General features: G+C 62.7%; 17 protein-coding genes and 6 pseudogenes. 10 read left to right on the top strand and 13 right to left on the bottom strand.

Going from position 1 to position 20,439, the window contains the following annotated elements; translation table 11 throughout:
* Positions 1-104 precede the first annotated feature (104 nt).
* Complete coding sequence (locus GC119_RS02650; RefSeq protein ID WP_151952352.1) at positions 105-1,184, bottom strand: GNAT family N-acetyltransferase; 1,080 nt, start codon at positions 1,182-1,184, stop codon at positions 105-107.
* 59 nt (positions 1,185-1,243) lie between these two features.
* On the opposite strand from GC119_RS02650, the gene GC119_RS02645 reads away from it, so the two are divergent.
* A complete protein-coding gene (locus GC119_RS02645) occupies positions 1,244-1,840 on the top strand; it encodes a TetR/AcrR family transcriptional regulator C-terminal domain-containing protein (RefSeq protein WP_226829193.1) in 597 nt (198 codons plus the stop codon).
* Here the strand turns inward: GC119_RS02645 and GC119_RS11245 are convergent.
* Positions 1,821-2,300: a helix-turn-helix domain-containing protein gene (locus GC119_RS11245; RefSeq protein ID WP_193215595.1), complete on the bottom strand. Its 480-nt coding sequence runs from the start codon at positions 2,298-2,300 to the stop codon at positions 1,821-1,823. The genes GC119_RS02645 and GC119_RS11245 overlap by 20 nt on opposite strands.
* Complete coding sequence (erm, locus tag GC119_RS02635; protein ID WP_151952350.1) at positions 2,297-3,124, bottom strand: 23S ribosomal RNA methyltransferase Erm; 828 nt, start codon at positions 3,122-3,124, stop codon at positions 2,297-2,299. Before erm ends, GC119_RS11245 begins: the two co-directional genes overlap by 4 nt.
* A gap of 390 nt (positions 3,125-3,514) precedes the next feature.
* Here erm and GC119_RS02630 point away from each other — a divergent pair.
* From GC119_RS02630 to GC119_RS02625, 3 genes and pseudogenes are all read left to right on the top strand, one after another.
* Positions 3,515-3,934, top strand: a pseudogene (locus tag GC119_RS02630) (relaxase domain-containing protein); the annotation flags it as partial.
* A gap of 114 nt (positions 3,935-4,048) precedes the next feature.
* Positions 4,049-4,255, top strand: a pseudogene (locus GC119_RS11240) (hypothetical protein); the annotation flags it as partial.
* On the top strand, positions 4,221-4,985 hold the full coding sequence (locus tag GC119_RS02625; protein ID WP_001389365.1) for an IS6-like element IS6100 family transposase: 765 nt from the start codon (positions 4,221-4,223) through the stop codon (positions 4,983-4,985). The pseudogene GC119_RS11240 and the gene GC119_RS02625, both read left to right, overlap by 35 nt.
* A gap of 113 nt (positions 4,986-5,098) precedes the next feature.
* Here GC119_RS02625 and GC119_RS02620 read toward each other — a convergent pair.
* From GC119_RS02620 to GC119_RS02600, 4 genes and pseudogenes are all read right to left on the bottom strand, one after another.
* Positions 5,099-5,302: pseudogene (locus GC119_RS02620) on the bottom strand (recombinase family protein); the annotation flags it as partial.
* A 290-nt stretch (positions 5,303-5,592) separates the two neighbouring features.
* Positions 5,593-6,474, bottom strand: coding sequence for an integron integrase (locus GC119_RS02610; protein WP_072178600.1), 882 nt, complete (start codon positions 6,472-6,474; stop codon positions 5,593-5,595).
* A 91-nt stretch (positions 6,475-6,565) separates the two neighbouring features.
* Positions 6,566-7,822, bottom strand: a complete 1,257-nt coding sequence (locus GC119_RS02605) for an integrase catalytic domain-containing protein (RefSeq protein WP_014317774.1) — start codon at positions 7,820-7,822, stop codon at positions 6,566-6,568.
* A gap of 100 nt (positions 7,823-7,922) precedes the next feature.
* A pseudogene (locus GC119_RS02600) lies at positions 7,923-8,042 on the bottom strand (integrase); the annotation flags it as partial.
* Between the two features lie 101 nt (positions 8,043-8,143).
* On the opposite strand from GC119_RS02600, the gene sul1 reads away from it, so the two are divergent.
* From sul1 to mobF, 4 genes and pseudogenes are all read left to right on the top strand, one after another.
* A complete protein-coding gene (sul1, locus tag GC119_RS02595; RefSeq protein ID WP_000946487.1) occupies positions 8,144-8,995 on the top strand; it encodes a sulfonamide-resistant dihydropteroate synthase Sul1 in 852 nt (283 codons plus the stop codon).
* A gap of 127 nt (positions 8,996-9,122) precedes the next feature.
* Complete coding sequence (locus tag GC119_RS02585) at positions 9,123-9,623, top strand: GNAT family N-acetyltransferase (protein WP_151952349.1); 501 nt, start codon at positions 9,123-9,125, stop codon at positions 9,621-9,623.
* A gap of 168 nt (positions 9,624-9,791) precedes the next feature.
* A complete protein-coding gene (locus tag GC119_RS02580) occupies positions 9,792-10,556 on the top strand; it encodes an IS6-like element IS6100 family transposase (protein ID WP_001389365.1) in 765 nt (254 codons plus the stop codon).
* A 51-nt stretch (positions 10,557-10,607) separates the two neighbouring features.
* A pseudogene (gene mobF / locus GC119_RS02575) lies at positions 10,608-13,583 on the top strand (MobF family relaxase); the annotation flags it as partial.
* A 73-nt stretch (positions 13,584-13,656) separates the two neighbouring features.
* Here mobF and GC119_RS11010 read toward each other — a convergent pair.
* The 5 genes from GC119_RS11010 to GC119_RS02550 form a co-directional block, all read right to left on the bottom strand.
* Positions 13,657-14,679: a DNA-processing protein DprA gene (locus tag GC119_RS11010; RefSeq protein ID WP_226829191.1), complete on the bottom strand. Its 1,023-nt coding sequence runs from the start codon at positions 14,677-14,679 to the stop codon at positions 13,657-13,659.
* Positions 14,680-14,896: 217 nt separating this feature from the next.
* A complete protein-coding gene (locus tag GC119_RS02565) occupies positions 14,897-16,459 on the bottom strand; it encodes a hypothetical protein (RefSeq protein ID WP_151952347.1) in 1,563 nt (520 codons plus the stop codon).
* Positions 16,456-16,884 (bottom strand): hypothetical protein, encoded by a 429-nt coding sequence (locus GC119_RS02560; protein ID WP_151952346.1) that lies wholly within the window; start codon positions 16,882-16,884, stop codon positions 16,456-16,458. Before GC119_RS02560 ends, GC119_RS02565 begins: the two co-directional genes overlap by 4 nt.
* Positions 16,881-17,477 carry an ABC-three component system middle component 2 gene (locus tag GC119_RS02555; protein ID WP_151952345.1) on the bottom strand — a complete coding sequence of 199 codons (597 nt, stop codon included), beginning with the start codon at positions 17,475-17,477 and terminating at the stop codon, positions 16,881-16,883. The genes GC119_RS02560 and GC119_RS02555 overlap by 4 nt, the downstream gene beginning before the upstream one ends.
* Positions 17,470-18,504: a hypothetical protein gene (locus tag GC119_RS02550; RefSeq protein WP_151952344.1), complete on the bottom strand. Its 1,035-nt coding sequence runs from the start codon at positions 18,502-18,504 to the stop codon at positions 17,470-17,472. The genes GC119_RS02555 and GC119_RS02550 overlap by 8 nt, the downstream gene beginning before the upstream one ends.
* Positions 18,505-18,906: 402 nt before the next feature.
* Between GC119_RS02550 and GC119_RS10905 the strand changes: the two genes are divergently transcribed.
* Positions 18,907-19,269 carry a sulfate permease gene (locus GC119_RS10905; protein WP_193215593.1) on the top strand — a complete coding sequence of 121 codons (363 nt, stop codon included), beginning with the start codon at positions 18,907-18,909 and terminating at the stop codon, positions 19,267-19,269.
* On the opposite strand, the gene GC119_RS02540 is transcribed toward GC119_RS10905, so the two are convergent.
* A complete protein-coding gene (locus GC119_RS02540) occupies positions 19,258-19,602 on the bottom strand; it encodes a hypothetical protein (RefSeq protein WP_151952384.1) in 345 nt (114 codons plus the stop codon). The two genes, GC119_RS10905 and GC119_RS02540, sit on opposite strands and share 12 nt — an antisense overlap.
* A 311-nt stretch (positions 19,603-19,913) precedes the next feature.
* Here GC119_RS02540 and GC119_RS02535 point away from each other — a divergent pair.
* Positions 19,914-20,373 (top strand): annotated as a pseudogene (locus GC119_RS02535) (transposase); the annotation flags it as partial.
* Between the last annotated feature and the right edge of the window lie 66 nt (positions 20,374-20,439).

Raw genomic sequence — 20,439 nt, 5'->3', positions numbered from 1 at the left:
CGCCTCGAAACCAGAAGGTAATGGAATCGGGCCCGGGTATCAGGGCTTCGCGTTGAGTGCTGTAATTGCCTTTAGCAGAGAGAGTATGAAAGCCAAATTCTCGATCATCGGCGAATGTTCTCGGAGGTAAGTCGCGCGAAGATGAGGGTATCGGTCCATTCGCCCTTGCTGAACCAGTCCTGGACGTGATGTGCTTCCAGCCGGAGCCCGACACGACGAGCCAGTGCTGCCGAGGCGCTGTTGCGGGCATCCATCTGCGCGGTGATGCGGTGGAGCTGGTAGTGGTCAAACCCGAGGGCGAGTACTGCTCGGACGGCTTCGCTGGCGAAACCTTGCCCACCTTGCGCCGGGTCGAGAACCCACCCGATCTCGCCTTGACGGTGCTCGTGATCGGTGAGCCACAACGCGACGTCTCCGATCGGGACGCCGTCATGCTCGATGACCAGCGCAAGCGCACCAGTCTCGCCATCGATGTCAGTCTTCGCTAGCCGCTCGGCGAGCTTTTCGCGGGTGACTTCCTCGGTCCATGGCTCGTCCAACAGGTAGCGGGCAACGTCGGGTCGCGAGTACAGCTCGTGAAGCCATTCGGCATCGTCGGCGTTATGCGGACGGAGCCGAAGCCGCTCCGTCGCCAACGGCCACTGGGCGGTGGGCTTGAGATCGCGCCGGTAATGGAATAGTTCCTCGCACTGTCCTGCGGGCGTGGTCCCGACGGCTCGCTCGACCTCACGGAACCCTGCGTTCGTCAAGCACCGCTGGGAGGCCTTGTTCTCCAGGAGCGTGCGTGCTGTCAAGGTTCGAAGTCCACTGTTGCGTGCGAAGCGCGATGCCAACTCCAGGCCCCGACGAGCGTGCCCTGCTCCCCGCGCATCCGGATGAATCCAGAACCCGACCTCGGCAGCCTCGGAGCTGATGTCGAAGAGCACCAAAGAGCCCACAAACCGGTCCGTCTCGGCGTCGGCAAGTGCGAGGACTGCCAGCGTGCCGGACGACAGACCCTCAGCAACCTCGTCACGGATCATCCGTCGCACGGACTCGGGGGTGTAATCCGGCTCGGGCAGGTGGCCGAAGCGCCGCACAGCTTCATCCTTGGTGCCGGCTGCATACGCGTCTGCGTCCAGCTCAGAGAGGGGGCGTAGGCGAGTGTCCTCAAAGGTGATCGGAAGGGTGGTGGCATCCAGCATGCGCTAAACCTAACATAGAATGGATAGCTAACTGAAGCGTGTTTGATTAGGCTGGTCGGGTGAGTTACTGGGAACATCGCAAACCTGTTCAGCGCCTCCGTGCCGTGGACATCATGGAGGTCGCGAGGGTGTCGGTCAGACTGCTGGACGAGGGCGGGTTGAGAGCCCTCACGCTGCGGTCTGTGGCGCAGAAGATAGGTGTCGCGCCAGCGAGCCTGTACTCACGTGTCGAATCGGCCAACGATCTGTTTGATCTCGCCCTCGATGCAGCGCTGGCAGATGATCCCTTGATGTCTGAGGCGATCCGCAATGCCGACCTGCCTGCCCTGATGCACGCCTTCTTCGCGCACCTCACGACCCACCGGTGGGCCGGTCAGGTCATCGGTATGCGCGCTCCCAGGGGCCCGGCGTACCTGGCTCTCTCTGAGCGGATGTGCGTTCTCCTCGAACAGGCGGGCACCCCCGACCCGCTCGGGACTGCCTACCGATTGTCCAACCTGGTGATCGGCTCCGCCCTGACAGCACCGATGGCGCCTGATGAAAAGCGCGTCGCCATTGACCCTGACCAAGCTCCTACCTATGCGCGGCTCCACGCGACGCACCACATCAGCCCACGCGAGATTCTCTCCGACGGCCTCACAGCACTCCTGTCGTGAGGGGGCCTTTTGATTGGGGGCTGCCCTGCGTTGCTGATAGCCGCGGGCTGGTCTCCGTGAGAGTGCGCCCAATCGCAGTGCGCCGATATTCGGACGGGCTGATCCCGACGACGTCGGTGAACTGCCGTGCGGCATGCCCACGGCTGCGCCACCCGACTTTTGTCATGGCGACGCCGATTGGAAGATCAGTCTCGACCAAAAGGTGAGCCAGCCGATGGGCCTGAATGTGAGCCAGGTACCGCATGGGCGGCATACCGAATCGTTGTGTGAACGCTCTGCCCAGCTGTGACACCGAGAGGTGAACCAGCGCGGCAAGGTCACGGAGTCGCCAATCCCGTTGAGGTGCTTCTGCGAGCAGCCGCGCTGCCAGTTCTGTGGAAGTTTCACCGGAACGGTGCTCCGTGGCACTCCTAGCTGTTGACGTGTAGCGGCAGGCCTGGCGCCGCGCTGCGATGGTCATCGACGGCGTCTCCTTGACTTCACCTGCTGCGTCTGCGCACGGTGTGCAGGCGGTGAAGCACCGGTGGTCTTGAACAAGTCCACCCATGCCTCGACGGGCAGATCCTTCGGGAGTCCTGCAGCGGTCATGCCGTGGCGTGTCAGCCACGCCTGTGCGGTCTGTGGTGACCCGAGTGAGGTGGTGCGCGCGAGGATCTGTGCAAGCCCGCGGCCGGGGCCGGTGTAGACGCGGTGGACCAGGGCATGGAAGTGGCGTCGCCGTGTCGGGGACAGCAGCGGATGTTCGCGACGGTGGATGGTGAGGATTCCGCCGTCGACTCCCGGACGCGGGGTGAACGCGCGAGCGGGAACACGACTGTGCAGCGTGAACTCGAACCAAGGCGCCCATTGCGCGGTCATCATCGTGGCACCGCCGACGCCCGCTCTGCGCCGCGCGACTTCCCATTGCACGAGCACGATTGCATCGGTCCATGCCGGGGAGTGCAGGATGCGGCGCAGTATGGCCGTGGTCTGGTGAAACGGCAGGTTGCCGACGAGCACATGCGCAGATGTTGGAAGCCGGTAGGTCAGGAAGTCGTCGGCGACGACCTCCACGTGCGACGGGAGCCGTTGGGTCAAGCGTTGGGCGAGCCTGGTGTCGATCTCGACGGCTGTCACCGGTCGCCCGAGCTGGGCCAGCGGGGTGGTGAGTGCTCCGTCACCGGGGCCGATCTCGATGATCGGGCCCTCGGTGGCAGCCACGAGCCGTGTGATCGTGGCAATGGTGGATGGGCCAGTCAGGAAGTTCTGGCCGTGCTCATGACGGCCATCTCGATAGGTAGGCACTGTTTGCTCCGTGGTTGTTGCGGAGCCGGGCACGCTGAAAGAGCCGCCCGGCCGTGATCACCGGGTGCGGGAGCAACAACCTGTGGAGGGTGCCCGCCGCTGTTAGCGGCTGCGCAGACGCAGCGAAGCAGTTCCGTAGAACAACATGCCCACCAGCGTAGGTGACCCCGCTGCCGGTCAGCAACTCAATATCCCGTCTCTGCTCAAAGACGCGGAGATCCGTATCAATGCTGGCCAGTACGAATCCCGAGCTAACCCACGGCCGCAGAGCCTCGGCATCATCGAGATTCGTTCCGTGAGAGACCTCGGCAGATCTGCCACGCGTCTTGCAGATCGAGGTCGGGAAGGCGCCGGCTCACCTGTGTGAGGAGCAGGTAAGGGGTGGTTTGGGTGACGGTGTCGATGCGGGTGATGTCGGCCGGGGACGGCTACAAGTACCTGCTGCGCACCGTGGCGGCGGGTGACGGTGACCGGTCGCTGTCCACTCCGCTGACCCGCTACTACGCCGAGGCTGGCACCCCACCCGGACGCTGGCTCGGCTCCGGCGTCACCGCTCTGGGTAATGGCGAACTCACACCTGGCGCCCAGGTCTCAGAGGCACAGCTCCAGTTGCTGGTGGGGATGGGGCGGGATCCGATTACTGGTGTGCCATTGGGGCGGGCGTATCCGGTGTACAGCTCGGCTGCGGAGCGGGTCGCGGACCGTGTCGCGCAACTTGACCCGGCGTTGGGGGCGGTGGAGCGGGGTCGCAGGGTTGCGCAGATCGAGGCGGAGGAGGCTGGGCGGGGGTCGCGGCGTGCGGTGGCGGGCTCTGTTGCAAAAATCGTGAAGCTTGAGCATGCTTGGCGGAGATTGGACGGACGGAACGATGACGGATTTCAAGTGGCGCCATTTCCAGGGTGATGTGATCCTGTGGGCGGTGCGCTGGTATTGTNTCGGGCATCGAGGTCCATGTCGGGGTGGGACGGGCCCGTGGCTTCAAGATCACTTGCAGTCCGACCGCGATGTCTTGGTTGCGCGAGAGGTTGTCGATCGGGCTCTGTTGCAAAAATCGTGAAGCTTGAGCATGCTTGGCGGAGATTGGACGGACGGAACGATGACGGATTTCAAGTGGCGCCATTTCCAGGGTGATGTGATCCTGTGGGCGGTGCGCTGGTATTGTCGCTATCCGATCAGCTATCGCGACCTTGAGGAAATGCTGGCGGAACGCGGCATTTCGGTCGACCATACGACGATCTATCGCTGGGTCCAGTGCTACGCCCCGGAGATGGAGAAGCGGCTGCGCTGGTTCTGGCGGCGTGGCTTTGATCCGAGCTGGCGCCTGGATGAAACCTACGTCAAGGTGCGGGGCAAGTGGACCTACCTGTACCGGGCAGTCGACAAGCGGGGCGACACGATCGATTTCTACCTGTCGCCGACCCGCAGCGCCAAGGCAGCGAAGCGGTTCCTGGGCAAGGCCCTGCGAGGCCTGAAGCACTGGGAAAAGCCTGCCACGCTCAATACCGACAAAGCGCCGAGCTATGGTGCAGCGATCACCGAATTGAAGCGCGAAGGAAAGCTGGACCGGGAGACGGCCCACCGGCAGGTGAAGTATCTCAATAACGTGATCGAGGCCGATCACGGAAAGCTCAAGATACTGATCAAGCCGGTGCGCGGTTTCAAATCGATCCCCACGGCCTATGCCACGATCAAGGGATTCGAAGTCATGCGAGCCCTGCGCAAAGGACAGGCTCGCCCCTGGTGCCTGCAGCCCGGCATCAGGGGCGAGGTGCGCCTTGTGGAGAGAGCTTTTGGCATTGGGCCCTCGGCGCTGACGGAGGCCATGGGCATGCTCAACCACCATTTCGCAGCAGCCGCCTGATCGGCGCAGAGCGACAGCCTACCTCTGACTGCCGCCAATCTTTGCAACAGAGCCCGCTCGGCAATGTCCAGCAGGTCGCGGGTGCTGCGGGCCAGGCGGTCAAGCCTGGTCACAGTCACAACATCGCCAGGGCGCAAGTGATCGAGCACGCGGGCCAGCTCGGGCCTGTCGCGCCTGGTGCCGGTGATCTTCTCGGCAAAGATGCGCGTGCAGCCTGCGGCGTGCAGCTCGGCGCGTTGGTTGGTCAAGTCCTGGTCGTCGGTGCTGACGCGGGCATATCCCAGCAGCAGGCCAGCGGCGGCGCTCTTGTCTTTCATGGCGTAATGTCTCCGGTTCTAGTCGCAAGTATTCTATTTCATGCAACTAAAACACGCGACAAAAAACGCCAGGGAAAGGGCAGGGTGGTGTCGTTTTCAGAAGACGGCTGCACTGAACGTCAGAAGCCGACTGCACTATAGCAGCGGAGGGGTTGGATCCATCAGGCAACGACGGGCTGCTGCCGGCCATCAGCGGACGCAGGGAGGACTTTCCGCAACCGGCCGTTCGATGCGGCACCGATGGCCTTCGCGCAGGGGTAGTGAATCCGCCAGGATTGACTTGCGCTGCCCTACCTCTCACTAGTGAGGGGCGGCAGCGCATCAAGCGGTGAGCGCACTCCGGCACCGCCAACTTTCAGCACATGCGTGTAAATCATCGTCGTAGAGACGTCGGAATGGCCGAGCAGATCCTGCACGGTTCGAATGTCGTAACCGCTGCGGAGCAAGGCCGTCGCGAACGAGTGGCGGAGGGTGTGCGGTGTGGCGGGCTTCGTGATGCCTGCTTGTTCTACGGCACGTTTGAAGGCGCGCTGAAAGGTCTGGTCATACATGTGATGGCGACGCACGACACCGCTCCGTGGATCGGTCGAATGCGTGTGCTGCGCAAAAACCCAGAACCACGGCCAGGAATGCCCGGCGCGCGGATACTTCCGCTCAAGGGCGTCGGGAAGCGCAACGCCGCTGCGGCCCTCGGCCTGGTCCTTCAGCCACCATGCCCGTGCACGCGACAGCTGCTCGCGCAGGCTGGGTGCCAAGCTCTCGGGTAACATCAAGGCCCGATCCTTGGAGCCCTTGCCCTCCCGCACGATGATCGTGCCGTGATCGAAATCCAGATCCTTGACCCGCAGTTGCAAACCTTCACTGATCCGCATGCCCGTTCCATACAGAAGCTGGGCGAACAAACGATGCTCGCCTTCCAGAAAACCGAGGATGCGAACCACTTCATCCGGGGTCAGCACCACCGGCAAGCGCCGCGACGGCCGAGGTCTTCCGATCTCCTGAAGCCAGGGCAGATCCGTGCACAGCACCTTGCCGTAGAAGAACAGCAAGGCCGCCAATGCCTGACGATGCGTGGAGACCGAAACCTTGCGCTCGTTCGCCAGCCAGGACAGAAATGCCTCGACTTCGCTGCTGCCCAAGGTTGCCGGGTGACGCACACCGTGGAAACGGATGAAGGCACGAACCCAGCGAGGGGACTCATTTAAATATGCCCGCGAAACAGCCCCGGTGACTCACGAAGGAATGCCCGCGTAATCCCTGAGTTTAGCTGGCTTGTTTCTTCCTTGTTCGGGCGGGTTTGACCCCGGCGGTCGGGTCGGGCTGCTTCGCAAGTTCGGCGGCTTCGAGTTTGCGGGTCTTGTCGGCGGCGAGCCAGGTGAGGCGCTGCTGGATCCGGTCGATCTCACGGGCGATATGCGCGGGATTCAAACTGTCCCGGTACGCGGTGAGCTCTGCAGTTCTCTCGCTGGTGAGGACACCGGAACGTAAGAGCCGGTCGAACGGGGTCGCAAGCGTGTCATAGACACGTCTGCGTCGGCCTTTGCCGTCGGTGTCCCAGCCGATGGGTTTCTTCGTCGGGGTGAGGAAGTTATGCCGGTCGTTTACCAGCGGCCAGAGCTCGCCCAGAAGCCGCAACTGTGCGGGAGTGTCGTACCGCCAGTAGAAGCCATACCTGCGTACGATCTGGTTGTTCTTGGACTCGACCGTGGCCTGATCATTCTTCTTGTAGGGGCGTGATCTGGTGAAGTAGATGTCGAGTTCGGCGGCCCACCCGATGACGTCGTAGTTGATGAATTCGCTCCCGTTATCAAAGTCCACCCCGGTGACCTCGAACGGGGTGTCGGCGATAAACCGGTCGAGCGCGTCACGCAGGTGTAGGTGCGCGTTGTTTCTGATCGACCGGGTGTAGGTCCACCCGGTGTGCATGTCTGTCATGTCCAGGGTCCTCGCGAACTCGCCCTTGAGCACAGGCCCGCAGTGAGCGACGGTGTCGCCCTCGAAAAACCCGGGCACGGCTTCGATCTCGTCCCCAGCTTTCCGGACGGTGATCGAGTTGCGTAGCAAAGGTCCTGGTGTGGTCGTGGTGATGCCGCGCAGCGGGTCCTTCGCGCGGGCGGGTGCGAGATAGCGGTCGATCGTGGCGGGGCTCATCGCCAGCAACTCGTCACGCACTCCGTCGGAGTAGCCGCCCTTGCCGGGGACTAACTCCCCGTGTGTTTCGAGGAGCATCAGCTGCAGTTCCATCGTGGCGGCGAGGTACTTCCCGCTGATTCCACCCGCGAACGCCCACACCCGATGCAACACCGCGATCGCCGTATCGGTGTACTTCAGCGCGCGTGGCTTGCGTTTCTTCGCGTTGACCCGGCGCGGCTGCAATGCGAGCTTCAACTGTCTGCGTGCGTTATCTCTGGACCAGCCCGTGATCGCGCACACCTCGTCGAGTAGTTTGCTCTTGGTGCCTTTTTCTGCGGCCGAGTATTGCCGCGCGAACTTCCTGGTTATCTCGTGTTTGGCTCGCATTGATAGCCCACTTCCCATGAAATAGATGATTCCGTTTCGCGGGCATATTTATGTGAGTCACCGGAACTGTTTCGCGGGCATATTAGGTGAGGCACGTCGCCCAGTGGACATAAGCCTGTTCGGTTCGTAAGCTGTAATGCAAGTAGCGTATGCGCTCACGCAACTGGTCCAGAACCTTGACCGAACGCAGCGGTGGTAACGGCGCAGTGGCGGTTTTCATGGCTTGTTATGACTGTTTTTTTGTACAGTCTATGCCTCGGGCATCCAAGCAGCAAGCGCGTTACGCCGTGGGTCGATGTTTGATGTTATGGAGCAGCAACGATGTTACGCAGCAGGGTGACGGTGTTCGGCATTCTGAATCTCACCGAGGACTCCTTCTTCGATGAGAGCCGGCGGCTAGACCCCGCCGGCGCTGTCACCGCGGCGATCGAAATGCTGCGAGTCGGATCAGACGTCGTGGATGTCGGACCGGCCGCCAGCCATCCGGACGCGAGGCCTGTATCGCCGGCCGATGAGATCAGACGTATTGCGCCGCTCTTAGACGCCCTGTCCGATCAGATGCACCGTGTTTCAATCGACAGCTTCCAACCGGAAACCCAGCGCTATGCGCTCAAGCGCGGCGTGGGCTACCTGAACGATATCCAAGGATTTCCTGACCCTGCGCTCTATCCCGATATTGCTGAGGCGGACTGCAGGCTGGTGGTTATGCACTCAGCGCAGCGGGATGGCATCGCCACCCGCACCGGTCACCTTCGACCCGAAGACGCGCTCGACGAGATTGTGCGGTTCTTCGAGGCGCGGGTTTCCGCCTTGCGACGGAGCGGGGTCGCTGCCGACCGGCTCATCCTCGATCCGGGGATGGGATTTTTCTTGAGCCCCGCACCGGAAACATCGCTGCACGTGCTGTCGAACCTTCAAAAGCTGAAGTCGGCGTTGGGGCTTCCGCTATTGGTCTCGGTGTCGCGGAAATCCTTCTTGGGCGCCACCGTTGGCCTTCCTGTAAAGGATCTGGGTCCAGCGAGCCTTGCGGCGGAACTTCACGCGATCGGCAATGGCGCTGACTACGTCCGCACCCACGCGCCTGGAGATCTGCGAAGCGCAATCACCTTCTCGGAAACCCTCGCGAAATTTCGCAGTCGCGACGCCAGAGACCGAGGGTTAGATCATGCCTAGCATTCACCTTCCGGCCGCCCGCTAGCGGACCCTGGTCAGGTTCCGCGAAGGTGGGCGCAGACATGCTGGGCTCGTCAGGATCAAACTGCACTATGAGGCGGCGGTTCATACCGCGCCAGGGGAGCGAATGGACAGCGAGGAGCCTCCGAACGTTCGGGTCGCCTGCTCGGGTGATATCGACGAGGTTGTGCGGCTGATGCACGACGCTGCGGCGTGGATGTCCGCCAAGGGAACGCCCGCCTGGGACGTCGCGCGGATCGACCGGACATTCGCGGAGACCTTCGTCCTGAGATCCGAGCTCCTAGTCGCGAGTTGCAGCGACGGCATCGTCGGCTGTTGCACCTTGTCGGCCGAGGATCCCGAGTTCTGGCCCGACGCCCTCAAGGGGGAGGCCGCATATCTGCACAGGCTCGCGGTGCGACGGACACATGCGGGCCGGGGTGTCAGCTCCGCGCTGATCGAGGCTTGCCGCCATGCCGCGCGAACGCAGGGGTGCGCCAAGCTGCGGCTCGACTGCCACCCGAACCTGCGTGGCCTATACGAGCGGCTCGGATTCACCCACGTCGACACTTTCAATCCCGGCTGGGATCCAACCTTCATCGCAGAACGCCTAGAACTCGAAATCTAACGTCCGTTCGGGCATCGAGGTCCATGTCGGGGTGGGACGGGCCCGTGGCTTCAAGATCACTTGCAGTCCGACCGCGATGTCTTGGTTGCGCGAGAGGTTGTCGATATGGCTCTGTTGCAAAAATCGTGAAGCTTGAGCATGCTTGGCGGAGATTGGACGGACGGAACGATGACGGATTTCAAGTGGCGCCATTTCCAGGGTGATGTGATCCTGTGGGCGGTGCGCTGGTATTGTCGCTATCCGATCAGCTATCGCGACCTTGAGGAAATGCTGGCGGAACGCGGCATTTCGGTCGACCATACGACGATCTATCGCTGGGTCCAGTGCTACGCCCCGGAGATGGAGAAGCGGCTGCGCTGGTTCTGGCGGCGTGGCTTTGATCCGAGCTGGCGCCTGGATGAAACCTACGTCAAGGTGCGGGGCAAGTGGACCTACCTGTACCGGGCAGTCGACAAGCGGGGCGACACGATCGATTTCTACCTGTCGCCGACCCGCAGCGCCAAGGCAGCGAAGCGGTTCCTGGGCAAGGCCCTGCGAGGCCTGAAGCACTGGGAAAAGCCTGCCACGCTCAATACCGACAAAGCGCCGAGCTATGGTGCAGCGATCACCGAATTGAAGCGCGAAGGAAAGCTGGACCGGGAGACGGCCCACCGGCAGGTGAAGTATCTCAATAACGTGATCGAGGCCGATCACGGAAAGCTCAAGATACTGATCAAGCCGGTGCGCGGTTTCAAATCGATCCCCACGGCCTATGCCACGATCAAGGGATTCGAAGTCATGCGAGCCCTGCGCAAAGGACAGGCTCGCCCCTGGTGCCTGCAGCCCGGCATCAGGGGCGAGGTGCGCCTTGTGGAGAGAGCTTTTGGCATTGGGCCCTCGGCGCTGACGGAGGCCATGGGCATGCTCAACCACCATTTCGCAGCAGCCGCCTGATCGGCGCAGAGCGACAGCCTACCTCTGACTGCCGCCAATCTTTGCAACAGAGCCGCCACCCGCACGGGGGCTACTGCTGGGGATGGCGCGGTTGCACAAGTTGACGTGACGGGTTTGATCGCGACGGCCTTTGATCACTTTGATTCCCGCGCCGGGGATCCGCACTTGCATACGCATGTGGTGATCAGCAACAAGGCCCAAACGGTCTTGGATGGGAAGTGGCGGAGTTTGGATGGGCGTCCGATGCATGCCGCGGTTGTCGCGTTGTCCGAGCTGCACGAGGCCGTGTTCGCCGACCACATGACCCGCACCTTCGGCGTGAGCTGGGAGCCGCGGGAGATGGGTCGGGACCGGAACCCGTCATGGGCGATCACTGACGTCCCCGAGGAACTGGTGGCGGAGTTCTCCACCCGGGCGCGACAGATCGAGGTGGAGAAGGACCAGCTGGTAGCTGAGTACGTGGCTACCCACGGACAGCAGCCATCGGATGCCACCGTGATCCGGTTGCGCGCCCAAGCCACGCTCGCGACCCGTCCAGAGAAGCGGGTCCGCTCGTTGACGGTGCTAACAGCCGAGTGGCGCACCCGCGCCAGCCAGCAGCTCGGCACGGATGCCACCGCGTGGGCGCGGACCGTCACTGCCGGGGAACGGCAGATGCTGTTGCGGGCTGATGATGTGCCGTTAGACCTGATCGAGCAGGTCGGGCGCTCGGTGGTCGAGGTGGTCGGTGAGAAGCGCTCGACGTGGCGGCGCTGGAACCTGATGGCCGAAGCCGCCCGCCAAACGATGGGGTGGCGGTTCGCCACCGTTGAGGACCGTGAAGCCATCACCGCCATGGTCGCCGACGCTGCCGAACACGCGTCCCTGCGCCTGACCCCACCCGAGCTAGCGGTGAGTCCGGTGGAGTTTCGCCGCCCGGACGGAACCAGCGTGTTCCGCCCGAAGCACTCGACCGTGTTCTCGTCCGACACCCTCCTCGCCGCAGAGGACCGCCTCCTGCAACGGGCCCGTGCCACGACTGGCCCGAGTATCGACCTGGCCACCGTCGAAACGATCACGAGCAAGCCTGACGCCGAGGGGCGGGTGCTCGGTCCCGACCAGGCTGAAGCCTTGGCGTCGGTCGCGGTGTCGGGCCGGGTGGTGGATGTGCTCGTCGGGCCGGCGGGTGCCGGCAAGAGAACGCCAATGAATGCGCTGCGCCGGGCGTGGGAGACCTCGCATGGTGCTGGGTCGGTGGTGGGGTTGGCCCCGTCGGCGGTGGCGGCGCAAGTGCTGGCCGACGATCTGGGCATTCAGACGGAGAACACGGCGAAGTGGTGGACCACCCACCAACACACCGGCGCCACCTTCCAGCCCGGGCAGCTGGTCATCATCGACGAAGCCTCCCTCGCAGGCACCCTCTCCTTGGACCGGATCACGCAGGCAGCCGAGGAAGCGGGGGTGAAGGTGCTGCTGGTCGGTGACTACGCACAGCTCCAGTCTGTCGATGCCGGTGGTGCGTTCAGCCTGTTGATTCACGACCGCGACGATGCTCCCGAGCTGGTCGACGTCCACCGTTTCACCCACGACTGGGAGAAGACCGCATCCCTGGAACTGCGGCACGGTCGCACCCCAGTCATCGACACGTACCTGGCACATGACCGCATCCATGACGGTGACGCCGAGGCCATGACCGATGCCGCCTACACCGCCTGGCGCCACGACCGACAGTCGGGGTTGGTGTCGGTGCTGATCGCTGAAACCCGCGAGAACGTCACCGCCCTCAACGTCCGAGCCCGCGCCGACCTCATCCTCGACGGCACGCTGAAGCCCGGCCCCGAAATCACCCTGTCCGACGGATCGGCAGCGGGCGTGGGTGACACGATCATCACCCGCCGCAATGACCGTCGGCTGCGGAACCGGCACGGCTGGGTCCGCAACGGCCAAACCTGGACCATCACCGCCGTGCACGGCGATGGGTCGGTCACGATCCGCCCTCCCGGTGCCCGGTTCGGCAACAGCATCGTCCTGCCCGCTGACTACGTGGCTGAGCACGTCGACCTCGGCTACGCCGTCACCGCCCACCGCGCCCAAGGCCTCACCACCGACTCCGCCCATGTGCTGGTGGAGCCCACCACCACTCGGGAGAACCTGTATGTCGCGATGACCCGCGGACGCGCATCGAATCAGGCCTACGTGATCCTTGACCGTTCCGACGACCACGCTGAGCCGCATCCGGGCGACAATCCCGATGCCACCGCCCGTACGGTCCTCTATGGCGTGCTCCAACACAGCGGTGCTGAGCTGTCGGCGCACGAGACCATCACCGCCGAACAGGAGCAGTGGGGCTCGATCGCCCAACTCGCCGCCGAATACGAAACCATCGCCGCCGCAGCCCAACACGACCGCTGGACCACCCTCGTCACCACCAGCGGCCTCACTACCGACCAAGCGCAAGCCGTCATCGACTCCGACGCCTTCGGTGCGTTGACCGCGGAACTGCGCCGGGCGGAAGCCAACCACCACAACGTCGACACCCTCCTGCCACGCCTCATCAAGGCTCGCGGGTTCGCCGACGCCGACGACATCTACCACCGCCTCGCCAACGCCACCCTCCGACCCGCCGGCTCCGGCCGCACACGACAGGCACCGCGCCTTATCGCTGGGCTCATTCCGGAAGCCACCGGCCCCATGACCCCCGACATGCAGCAAGCCCTGACCGAACGCCGCCACCTCATCGAAACTCGAGCAGAAGCAGTCTTGGACGCCGCCGTCCACACCCACGAACCATGGGTTACGGCACTCGCTCCACTCCCAGCCGGCGAGCGGGAGCGGCAGCAATGGCGACGCCGCGCTGTAGTGGTGGCCGCCTACCGAGACCGCTACCAGATCACCGACCCGGCACCGCTCGGCGCCCCACCGGAGAGCACAGCGCAGAAAATCGACCGCGCCCGCGCCGAAACAGCATTACGAACGCTGACCCGCCCGACCATCGAGGACGAGCCTCGGCGGTCCGCCAACCAGGCGACGCGGCACCTCGACCTGTAATGGCGGGGCACAAGGAAGGGGGTCTCGCACCGTCCAAAGGGATGGTGCGAGACCCCACACTCTGTCGACCGGGCTACAGAGATCGCTCCGGCGGACCAGCCGCCGGCGCCATGTGTTGCGCGATCTCGGCTGACAGTCCCGGACGATGGGTGGCGCGGTCGGGGGTGAGTTCGTCGACGTCGGCAGCGGAGGTGACCAGGCCTGCTCGGCCGGTGCGGAGCAGCTCGTGCGGACCATGACTGGTGGCGCTCGTGACCGGCCCGGGCACTGCACCCACCTGGCGTCCGAGATGGTGGGCTTCGGTCGCCACGCGCAGTGCCCCCGATCGTGCGCCTGCCTCTACGACCACCGTTGCGGCTGACATGGCCCCCAGCAGTCGGGAGCGGGCCAGGAACCGATGCCGCGTGGGAGCAGATCCAGGAGGAAGCTCGCTGACCAGCGCACCCACATCACCCACTCGGTCCAGCAAGTCACGGTTCCCGCTCGGGTAAGGCCGGTCCACGCCACCCGCGAGCACCGCGATTGTGTCCCCACCCGCCGCCAGCACCGCACGGTGCGCCGCGGCCTCGACACCATAAGCACCACCAGCGACCAGCACGCGCTCCGTGTTCGCGAGGTCGCCAGCCAGCTCGGCGGCGACATGCTCCCCATACGCGGAGGCCGCCCGAGAACCCGTGGCCGTCACCAGATCGTTCAATGGGCGCGCCAAGAACGACGACGCGCCCCGCACGAACAGAACATACGGAGCGCGGTCGCCGAGATCATCCAGCGCCCGAGGCCAGTGGGCATCCCCCGGAATCAGAGTGGCGATCCCGCTCTCCTCAACCATGCGCAGCCGCTGGTCAAGCCCATCCAGCCTGCCCGGTGACGTGAGGCGGTCACGCCACACCTGACCATCAACCCGGGCCAAACCCGGCACGGTCGTGTCGGTGTCGAGCAGCCCGAGTGTCTCAACCGCACCCACGCGACGCAGCAGCCCTCCTGTGACGGGATCATCCGGCTCCGCCAACAGCGACAGCGCTACCCGGGCACGACGCTCATCAACACCAAGACCAGCAACAGCGGACATGATGGCCCCTCCTCGAACAGACTTCATTGATGAGGTGTGCGCATCTGGTTCGTAGCACTCATGACCGGGGGATCCCCGGGACTGCCCCCAGTTAGCGGAGTGTGGGTCGCATCCCTTGAACTGGATGTTTCATCCATCAAGGGGACCCAGCGGCCGCCATCCCAGTTTGGCTACAACTCAACACCCACATGGATCAGGTCTTGTTCGCTAGAAGGCGGATGCCGCTCAAATGGAGCTGGTTGCTCTAAGCGGTGGCATCGTCAATGAGACCAAACGGAGGTTGTGACGCGCTACCGGAGAAGCGTACGACTACGTGATCTTCAACGCTGAGAGGAGGGCTGTTGTCTACGAAGATGATCTGTGCGCCCGCACCTGCTGCCGCGAGCCATCGTTCGACGTGCTCGTAGACGTTGTTTACAAGCTTGGCATCAGCGAATTCGTCATCGCCGGGACGCGCGGCGTGGCCGAGGTTCTTCTGAGGACTGTCGATGATGAGGATCCCCGGCGCTAGTGCGTCGCGTTCGTAGGCGGTCTCCCACAAGGCAAGCGCCCATGCGAGACTGATCAGGGTCAAGCCTCCGCTGCTTGCTTTCGTGTAGTTCACGCCCCGCACTGTTGGCGTGAGTTTGGTATCCAGCCAGGCGTTGCTCAGCTTCGGATAGCCAAACTCGCCCAGAATCTTGACGAACCGATCCGATATTGCGCGAACAATGCTGTCTCGGTCTGGACGCTTCGCCTGCTCTTGACGCTCCTTGCGCAGTTGAGCAAGTTGGCCTGCACGGAGGGCAGCTTCATTCTCTGCTTGCCTCACTCGCTCCCAGAGTCGGATGCCTTGCGCTTGATGCGCGGCGTCCTTTTCAGCCTCCGCAAGCTGTTTGGTCAACTGATCGCGCAACGCCAGGAAAGGTGCGGGAACATGTGCGACGCGGTCGAGTTCGGCCGCAACTGACTCTGCGAGAGCAGAGGCGTGTTCGCGCGAGTCTTGAAGCTTGGCGAGCTCGCGAGTCAGACTATCTAGGTATGCGTTCAGCTGGTCGAGTCGCCTCGAAGTCGCGGCCAGCTCGCGCTCGACGAGTTGCCTTCCATCTCCTCGGTCCTGTCGGTCGTTGCCTCCAGTCTCAGTCTCGTGGCCGCAGAGGCTGCATCTGCCTGCAGTGGTGATGTGCGGATGCACCGCAATCTCAGCGAAGCACGCCGGACAGTGAGTAACGTGAAGTGGGTCGAAGAGTTGTTCAGCCTCTTTCAAGAACGTGAGCTTCTTCTTGTCATCGGCGTACTGCAGAGCGAGAGATCGGAGCCGGGCGATCAAACTCTCTCGACCGCGAACACGCACCTCCCACACCTTGGCCTCAGCTTCCGCCTTGGTCAATGAACGGCGGAGTTTCTCAGTCGCTCGTTGATGGCTGAGTTCGTTGGAATCGAGGTTTGCGATCTGCGTTCGGATCTTTCCTGCAAGCCCCAGCGCGTCGCTCTCCAGAATCTCGACACCGGCCGGGCCGAGTGGATACTCGCTATCCACGATCGTCTTCAGCGTTTCGGCAGACCGTTCCGCTTGACGTTTTGCGTCTTCTGCCGCCCGAATACGTTCTGCTAGCTGCGCGAGCGAGGCGTCTGCGACACCGAAGGTCAAGTCGATTGTCTGCTGCAGCTTCTGCGCGACCACTGGGTTGCCGCGTTCCTCAAGAAGATTCTGGCTATCCAGCCGGGAGTTCTGGTAATAAAAGATTCGAGCTACGTCTCGGATGCTCAATGCCTGGGTCTCGGAGTCGGCCCGCGAAGGGCTGAGCGGCAGTTTGATGCCACTCATTCCAAAGGCGCGAGTAGAAACTGAGAGAGTGAATCTGGATTCGATGGAGGGTCGATCGTCAAACGGGTTTCCGTAGCCGAGGATCGCCTGTCAATGGGGGCTGTCCAAACGGATGCGAACTTCGAGGCGGTGCCGGTTGTTGTGCGTTCGATTGTGTGGATGGCGCCATCGATCTCGACCTCAAGGGCGACAGCGGCCACGCGCTGCACCATCTCTTCGTGCTCCGGGAAGGTAGAGCCGCCCAAGCAATAGAGGATGTACTCGATTGTGCTCGTCTTCCCAGTCTGGCTTGCACCGGCAATAATCGATAAAGGCCGCCACTTATCATCTACAGTGAAATCGACTTCGTAGGTGCGGTCGACTCCCGGTGGAGTGAAGAGTCGGAGGCGGCGAATCCGAATTCCAGATGTTGTATCTGCACTCATGTGGTCGCAACTCCTCCGGGGGTTGTGTCTGCACTTGTGACGTCAGCAAGAAAGTCGATTAGGAGCCAATGTTTTCCAAGCAGCTTCTCTGCTTTCGTTCGCAACCGTGCTTCTGAGAGACCATTGAACCGTTTGAAGACGATCCGGGCTGCAGAGCGATATGCATCCGCATGGACTGTTCTTAGTTCGTTTGCGAACTCTGCTCCCGCTGGCGTGACTGCATAGCGATCCGCCAGGACTTGCGCGAGGCCTCGGCCAACGAGTAGAGCAAGGTCATGTCGAATTCGCTCGCGCCTTGTTGTGAAGCGATGGCCGATTGAGCCATAAGTGACTTGGCCATCCGTAAATCCGGCGAGGCGCAGAGTGAGACGGTCGTTTGTATCCTTCTTGGCAGACTCACCGTCGAGCATTATGAATGGGTTGGCGGCAAAGAAGTCGAAGTACGCCAGCCTGTCAAGGTTCGTTATCGCGATGTCTGATTCTTCGGCTGTCGCCAGTAACAAGGCAAGTTGGGCAACTCGGAAGACGGGACTCTCTTCTGGCCCCTCCCATGCTGTCCGGTCTGTACCCAGCTCCATCTCTGGGTCAAACACCTTCGGCCTCCTCTCCGGTGCCATCCTCAAGTCCCCCCGGACTTGACAATTCCCCGCTCTGCTCCAGGGCCATGCCCGCTGGCGTGCCCTTGTATCCTGCGGCGATATCGCGCCAGTGCGTTACCCACCCCGCGCGAGCGCCTTCAACGAGACGGTGGACTAGCCCTCGACGGTGGGCTGGGCGCAGCCTGAGATCTTGCGTGTTGGCGAGTTGTGCAACGCCCTTGCTGACTTCACTGATCAGACCTTCCATCCGGCCGTCATCCGACGCGACAGCTGACTTGGCGTTGTAGGTCTGCTCCCAAACCCCGTGAGCTTCCAGTTCAGCCTCGGTGAGTGCACAAATCTCGGCGGGGATGCCCCGCCCTGCCACATCCCGAGCCATGGCCTCGGCCGCAAAGAAGAAGCCTTTCGCCGCGTCAGTTTCGGTATAACCCGCAGATTCCAACTGGAGGACAAATAGTGTGTCCGATAGGGCCGTCGGGTTCGCGAGAGCCGCTACGGGTAAGTCTCTTTCAATTGACAGTTGGTCTGGGAAGTAGTGGGATCTTACATGGCTCGCATCAGCTTGCTGCAATGCAGATCGTATTTGCGATCCGTTCCAAAGATTGATTCGGACGCCCGTTTCTCGCTCTTGGCGTCCGCTCCAACCGTCAAACCACTTCTGCTGGTCTGGCGGCAAAACACTCGGAACGCACAGAGTCCAAGCCGTTACCTTGAATTTCTGCTGGGTGGCCTTATTTATAACTTGTTTGAAGGAGCGACGAATCTCATTTTGCTGCGTTCTTCCCCAGACCGTGAAGAACTTTGACTGCCAGACAATGATCTCGTCGTCGAGGCTGCCGACATAGGTATCGATACCCCAGTCCCCGCCGCCTGGGTATGTGACCTCAGAAGCGGCAGGCAGCCGAACCATCACTAGGTCCGTGATCAGGCGTTGGAACCGAGTGCGTGCAGCCGCCTCGTCGCCGCTGTCCAGCAGAAAACGGACGAACATCGCCTTGTGGTCGGGTAGATCCGATGGCATGGGCTACCTCGACCGTACCGCTTCGTCGTGCACGTGCTCTCCTCATCTGGCGTGTCCGCGATCGGACATCTCCTGCGCGGCCACTGAGCAAAATGATATCGAAGCATGACGTTGTCCTGTCGGAGCGTATCGACGTGTCCCCTTGCGCGTCCGGTTCTGGTGACAAGAGCGTCTGCTCATGGTGACTTTGATCCTGCCGCGGCTCCGTGCCCACCGCAGTCCGACGCATCCCAGGAAGCCGTGGCTCGCCCTTCATATGCAGTTCTGTCGACGGCGCTTTCGATCTACAGTAGGTAGCGAGGCAGGTTCTCCTCTCTTGCGGGTCCTTCGGGACGGCCTTCGGGCGCTCACCTACGTACTGCCTCCTCGACGGAGTACCACGTGTGACGAGAGAGCTCGATCATGTTCCGATCCATCTGGATGCTCAGCATCCAGGCCCATGACTTCTTCCAGCACTACATGCCGAGCAACCGCCTGCTCGCAGCTACAAGAACCCGGCGAGGGCTGAAGTGGGGCGTCCCGGCGATGCTCGTCAGCGTCCCGTACCTTGCCATCGCCAACGTGTGCACGATCGTGATCGACCGTCGGGCACCCGAGTGGCTCCACCTGGTCGTGCTGTGGGGCATCTGGAACGCTTTCAAGTTCGTTCTCAACGGTCCCGTCAGCCTGTTCCACCTCGTGCGAGCGATCATGCGCGACCAGATGATGGCCCAGACCGTGCGCCCGACGAACCGGGGACGGGTCCCCACCAACTCACGCTGCTGAGCTGCACTTCTTGTCACGCCGGCGTGGTCGTCCACCCGGCCGGATCGCCACTCCCTGACGTGCGATGGTTCGACGCACGGTCTGCGCGTCCACCTCGAACCGACGGCCTAGCTGCACGAGCGTCCAACCATTTTGGTACAGTCGGGCGGCTTCCTTGGCCTGCACAGAGTCCAGACCCGCGCGGCGAACGGGGACGCCGCGGCGTGCGAGATGCGCTGCCGCCGTAAGGCGGTGGATGTGAAACTGCTTGGCCAGTCCGCGCAGGGTCGCGCCGGCCTCGTAGGCAGCAACCAGTTCGTCGACTTCGGCGTCGGTCAGAAAAGTTTGAGTCATCTCAAGTGAGTGGACGGACTGGCCCCGGGAGTCCACAACGCAGGGTCCCGATGGCCGCTTCGATGCCCGGTAAACCCCTCGCGACCAGCGAGAACACACGGTTCGTGCGGCCGAGCCAAAGTTGTCAAACTCTCTACGTAGGCCCACGTAAGTAGAGAAACTCGAAACTTGCTCCGCCTGATGGCGGGGCAAGTTTTGTTTCTGCGGTGACGTGGGCCGGGGCATCGATGCTGGTGTGGGCGAGGACGCTGGCTGAAGTGAAGTGCCCCAGGTTTGATGCCGCATCCTTTTGAGTTCGAGAGGATGCAGTCATGCCGAAAGTGATCGATAAGAAGGTCAGTGCCCGGGCGGTGCGGTTGGTGCAGGAGCACAGGTGTGAGTACTCGACCCTGTCGAAGGCGTTGGAAACCGTCGCCCGTCAGGAGGGCGTGGGCAAGGAGTCGTTGCGTCGCTGGGTCAACCAGGCTGAGGTCGACGCCGGCCGCCGCGACGGGGTCACCAGCGTGGAGCTCGAGGAGATCAAGAAGCTGAAGGCAGAGAACAAGCGCCTTCGAGAAGACGTGGCCATACTCAAGGCGGCCACGAGTTTCTTCGTGGGGGAACTCGATCCCGCAACCGTTGATCATGGCCTTCATCGACCAGCAACGAGTCGAGGGGTATGCGGTCGAGTCGATCTGCCGGGTCCTGCGCGAGCAGGGCTGCCAGGTCGCCGCACGAACCTACCGGGCCTGGACCAGGCCTCGGATCAGCCAGCGGCTGCTCAGTGACGCCGACCATTACGAAGCGCTCACCCGAGAGCCCCAACCCGTATAGGAGCGGCAGAGAACCTGGGGCGCT

This window comes from Brevibacterium sp. Marseille-P9724 (assembly GCF_902500275.1).
GTDB lineage: Bacteria > Actinomycetota > Actinomycetes > Actinomycetales > Brevibacteriaceae > Brevibacterium.
The sequence above is the reverse complement of the archived record's forward strand: the minus strand, read 5'-3'. Positions and strand labels throughout refer to the sequence as shown.

What these genes read in the sequence shown, in the direction of transcription:
- GC119_RS11010 (WP_226829191.1), bottom strand. Translation starts at nt 14,679, where the DNA reads ATGAAGTCTGTTCGAGGAGGGGCCATCATGTCCGCTGTTGCTGGTCTT.
- GC119_RS02565 (WP_151952347.1), bottom strand. Translation starts at nt 16,459, where the DNA reads ATGAGTGGCATCAAACTGCCGCTCAGCCCTTCGCGGGCCGACTCCGAG.
- GC119_RS02625 (WP_001389365.1), top strand. Translation starts at nt 4,221, where the DNA reads ATGACGGATTTCAAGTGGCGCCATTTCCAGGGTGATGTGATCCTGTGG.
- GC119_RS02540 (WP_151952384.1), bottom strand. Translation starts at nt 19,602, where the DNA reads ATGACTCAAACTTTTCTGACCGACGCCGAAGTCGACGAACTGGTTGCT.
- sul1 (WP_000946487.1), top strand. Translation starts at nt 8,144, where the DNA reads ATGTTACGCAGCAGGGTGACGGTGTTCGGCATTCTGAATCTCACCGAG.
- GC119_RS02550 (WP_151952344.1), bottom strand. Translation starts at nt 18,504, where the DNA reads ATGCCATCGGATCTACCCGACCACAAGGCGATGTTCGTCCGTTTTCTG.
- GC119_RS11245 (WP_193215595.1), bottom strand. Translation starts at nt 2,300, where the DNA reads ATGACCATCGCAGCGCGGCGCCAGGCCTGCCGCTACACGTCAACAGCT.
- GC119_RS02580 (WP_001389365.1), top strand. Translation starts at nt 9,792, where the DNA reads ATGACGGATTTCAAGTGGCGCCATTTCCAGGGTGATGTGATCCTGTGG.
- GC119_RS02585 (WP_151952349.1), top strand. Translation starts at nt 9,123, where the DNA reads ATGGACAGCGAGGAGCCTCCGAACGTTCGGGTCGCCTGCTCGGGTGAT.
- GC119_RS02560 (WP_151952346.1), bottom strand. Translation starts at nt 16,884, where the DNA reads ATGAGTGCAGATACAACATCTGGAATTCGGATTCGCCGCCTCCGACTC.
- GC119_RS02605 (WP_014317774.1), bottom strand. Translation starts at nt 7,822, where the DNA reads ATGCGAGCCAAACACGAGATAACCAGGAAGTTCGCGCGGCAATACTCG.
- GC119_RS02650 (WP_151952352.1), bottom strand. Translation starts at nt 1,184, where the DNA reads ATGCTGGATGCCACCACCCTTCCGATCACCTTTGAGGACACTCGCCTA.
- GC119_RS10905 (WP_193215593.1), top strand. Translation starts at nt 18,907, where the DNA reads ATGTTCCGATCCATCTGGATGCTCAGCATCCAGGCCCATGACTTCTTC.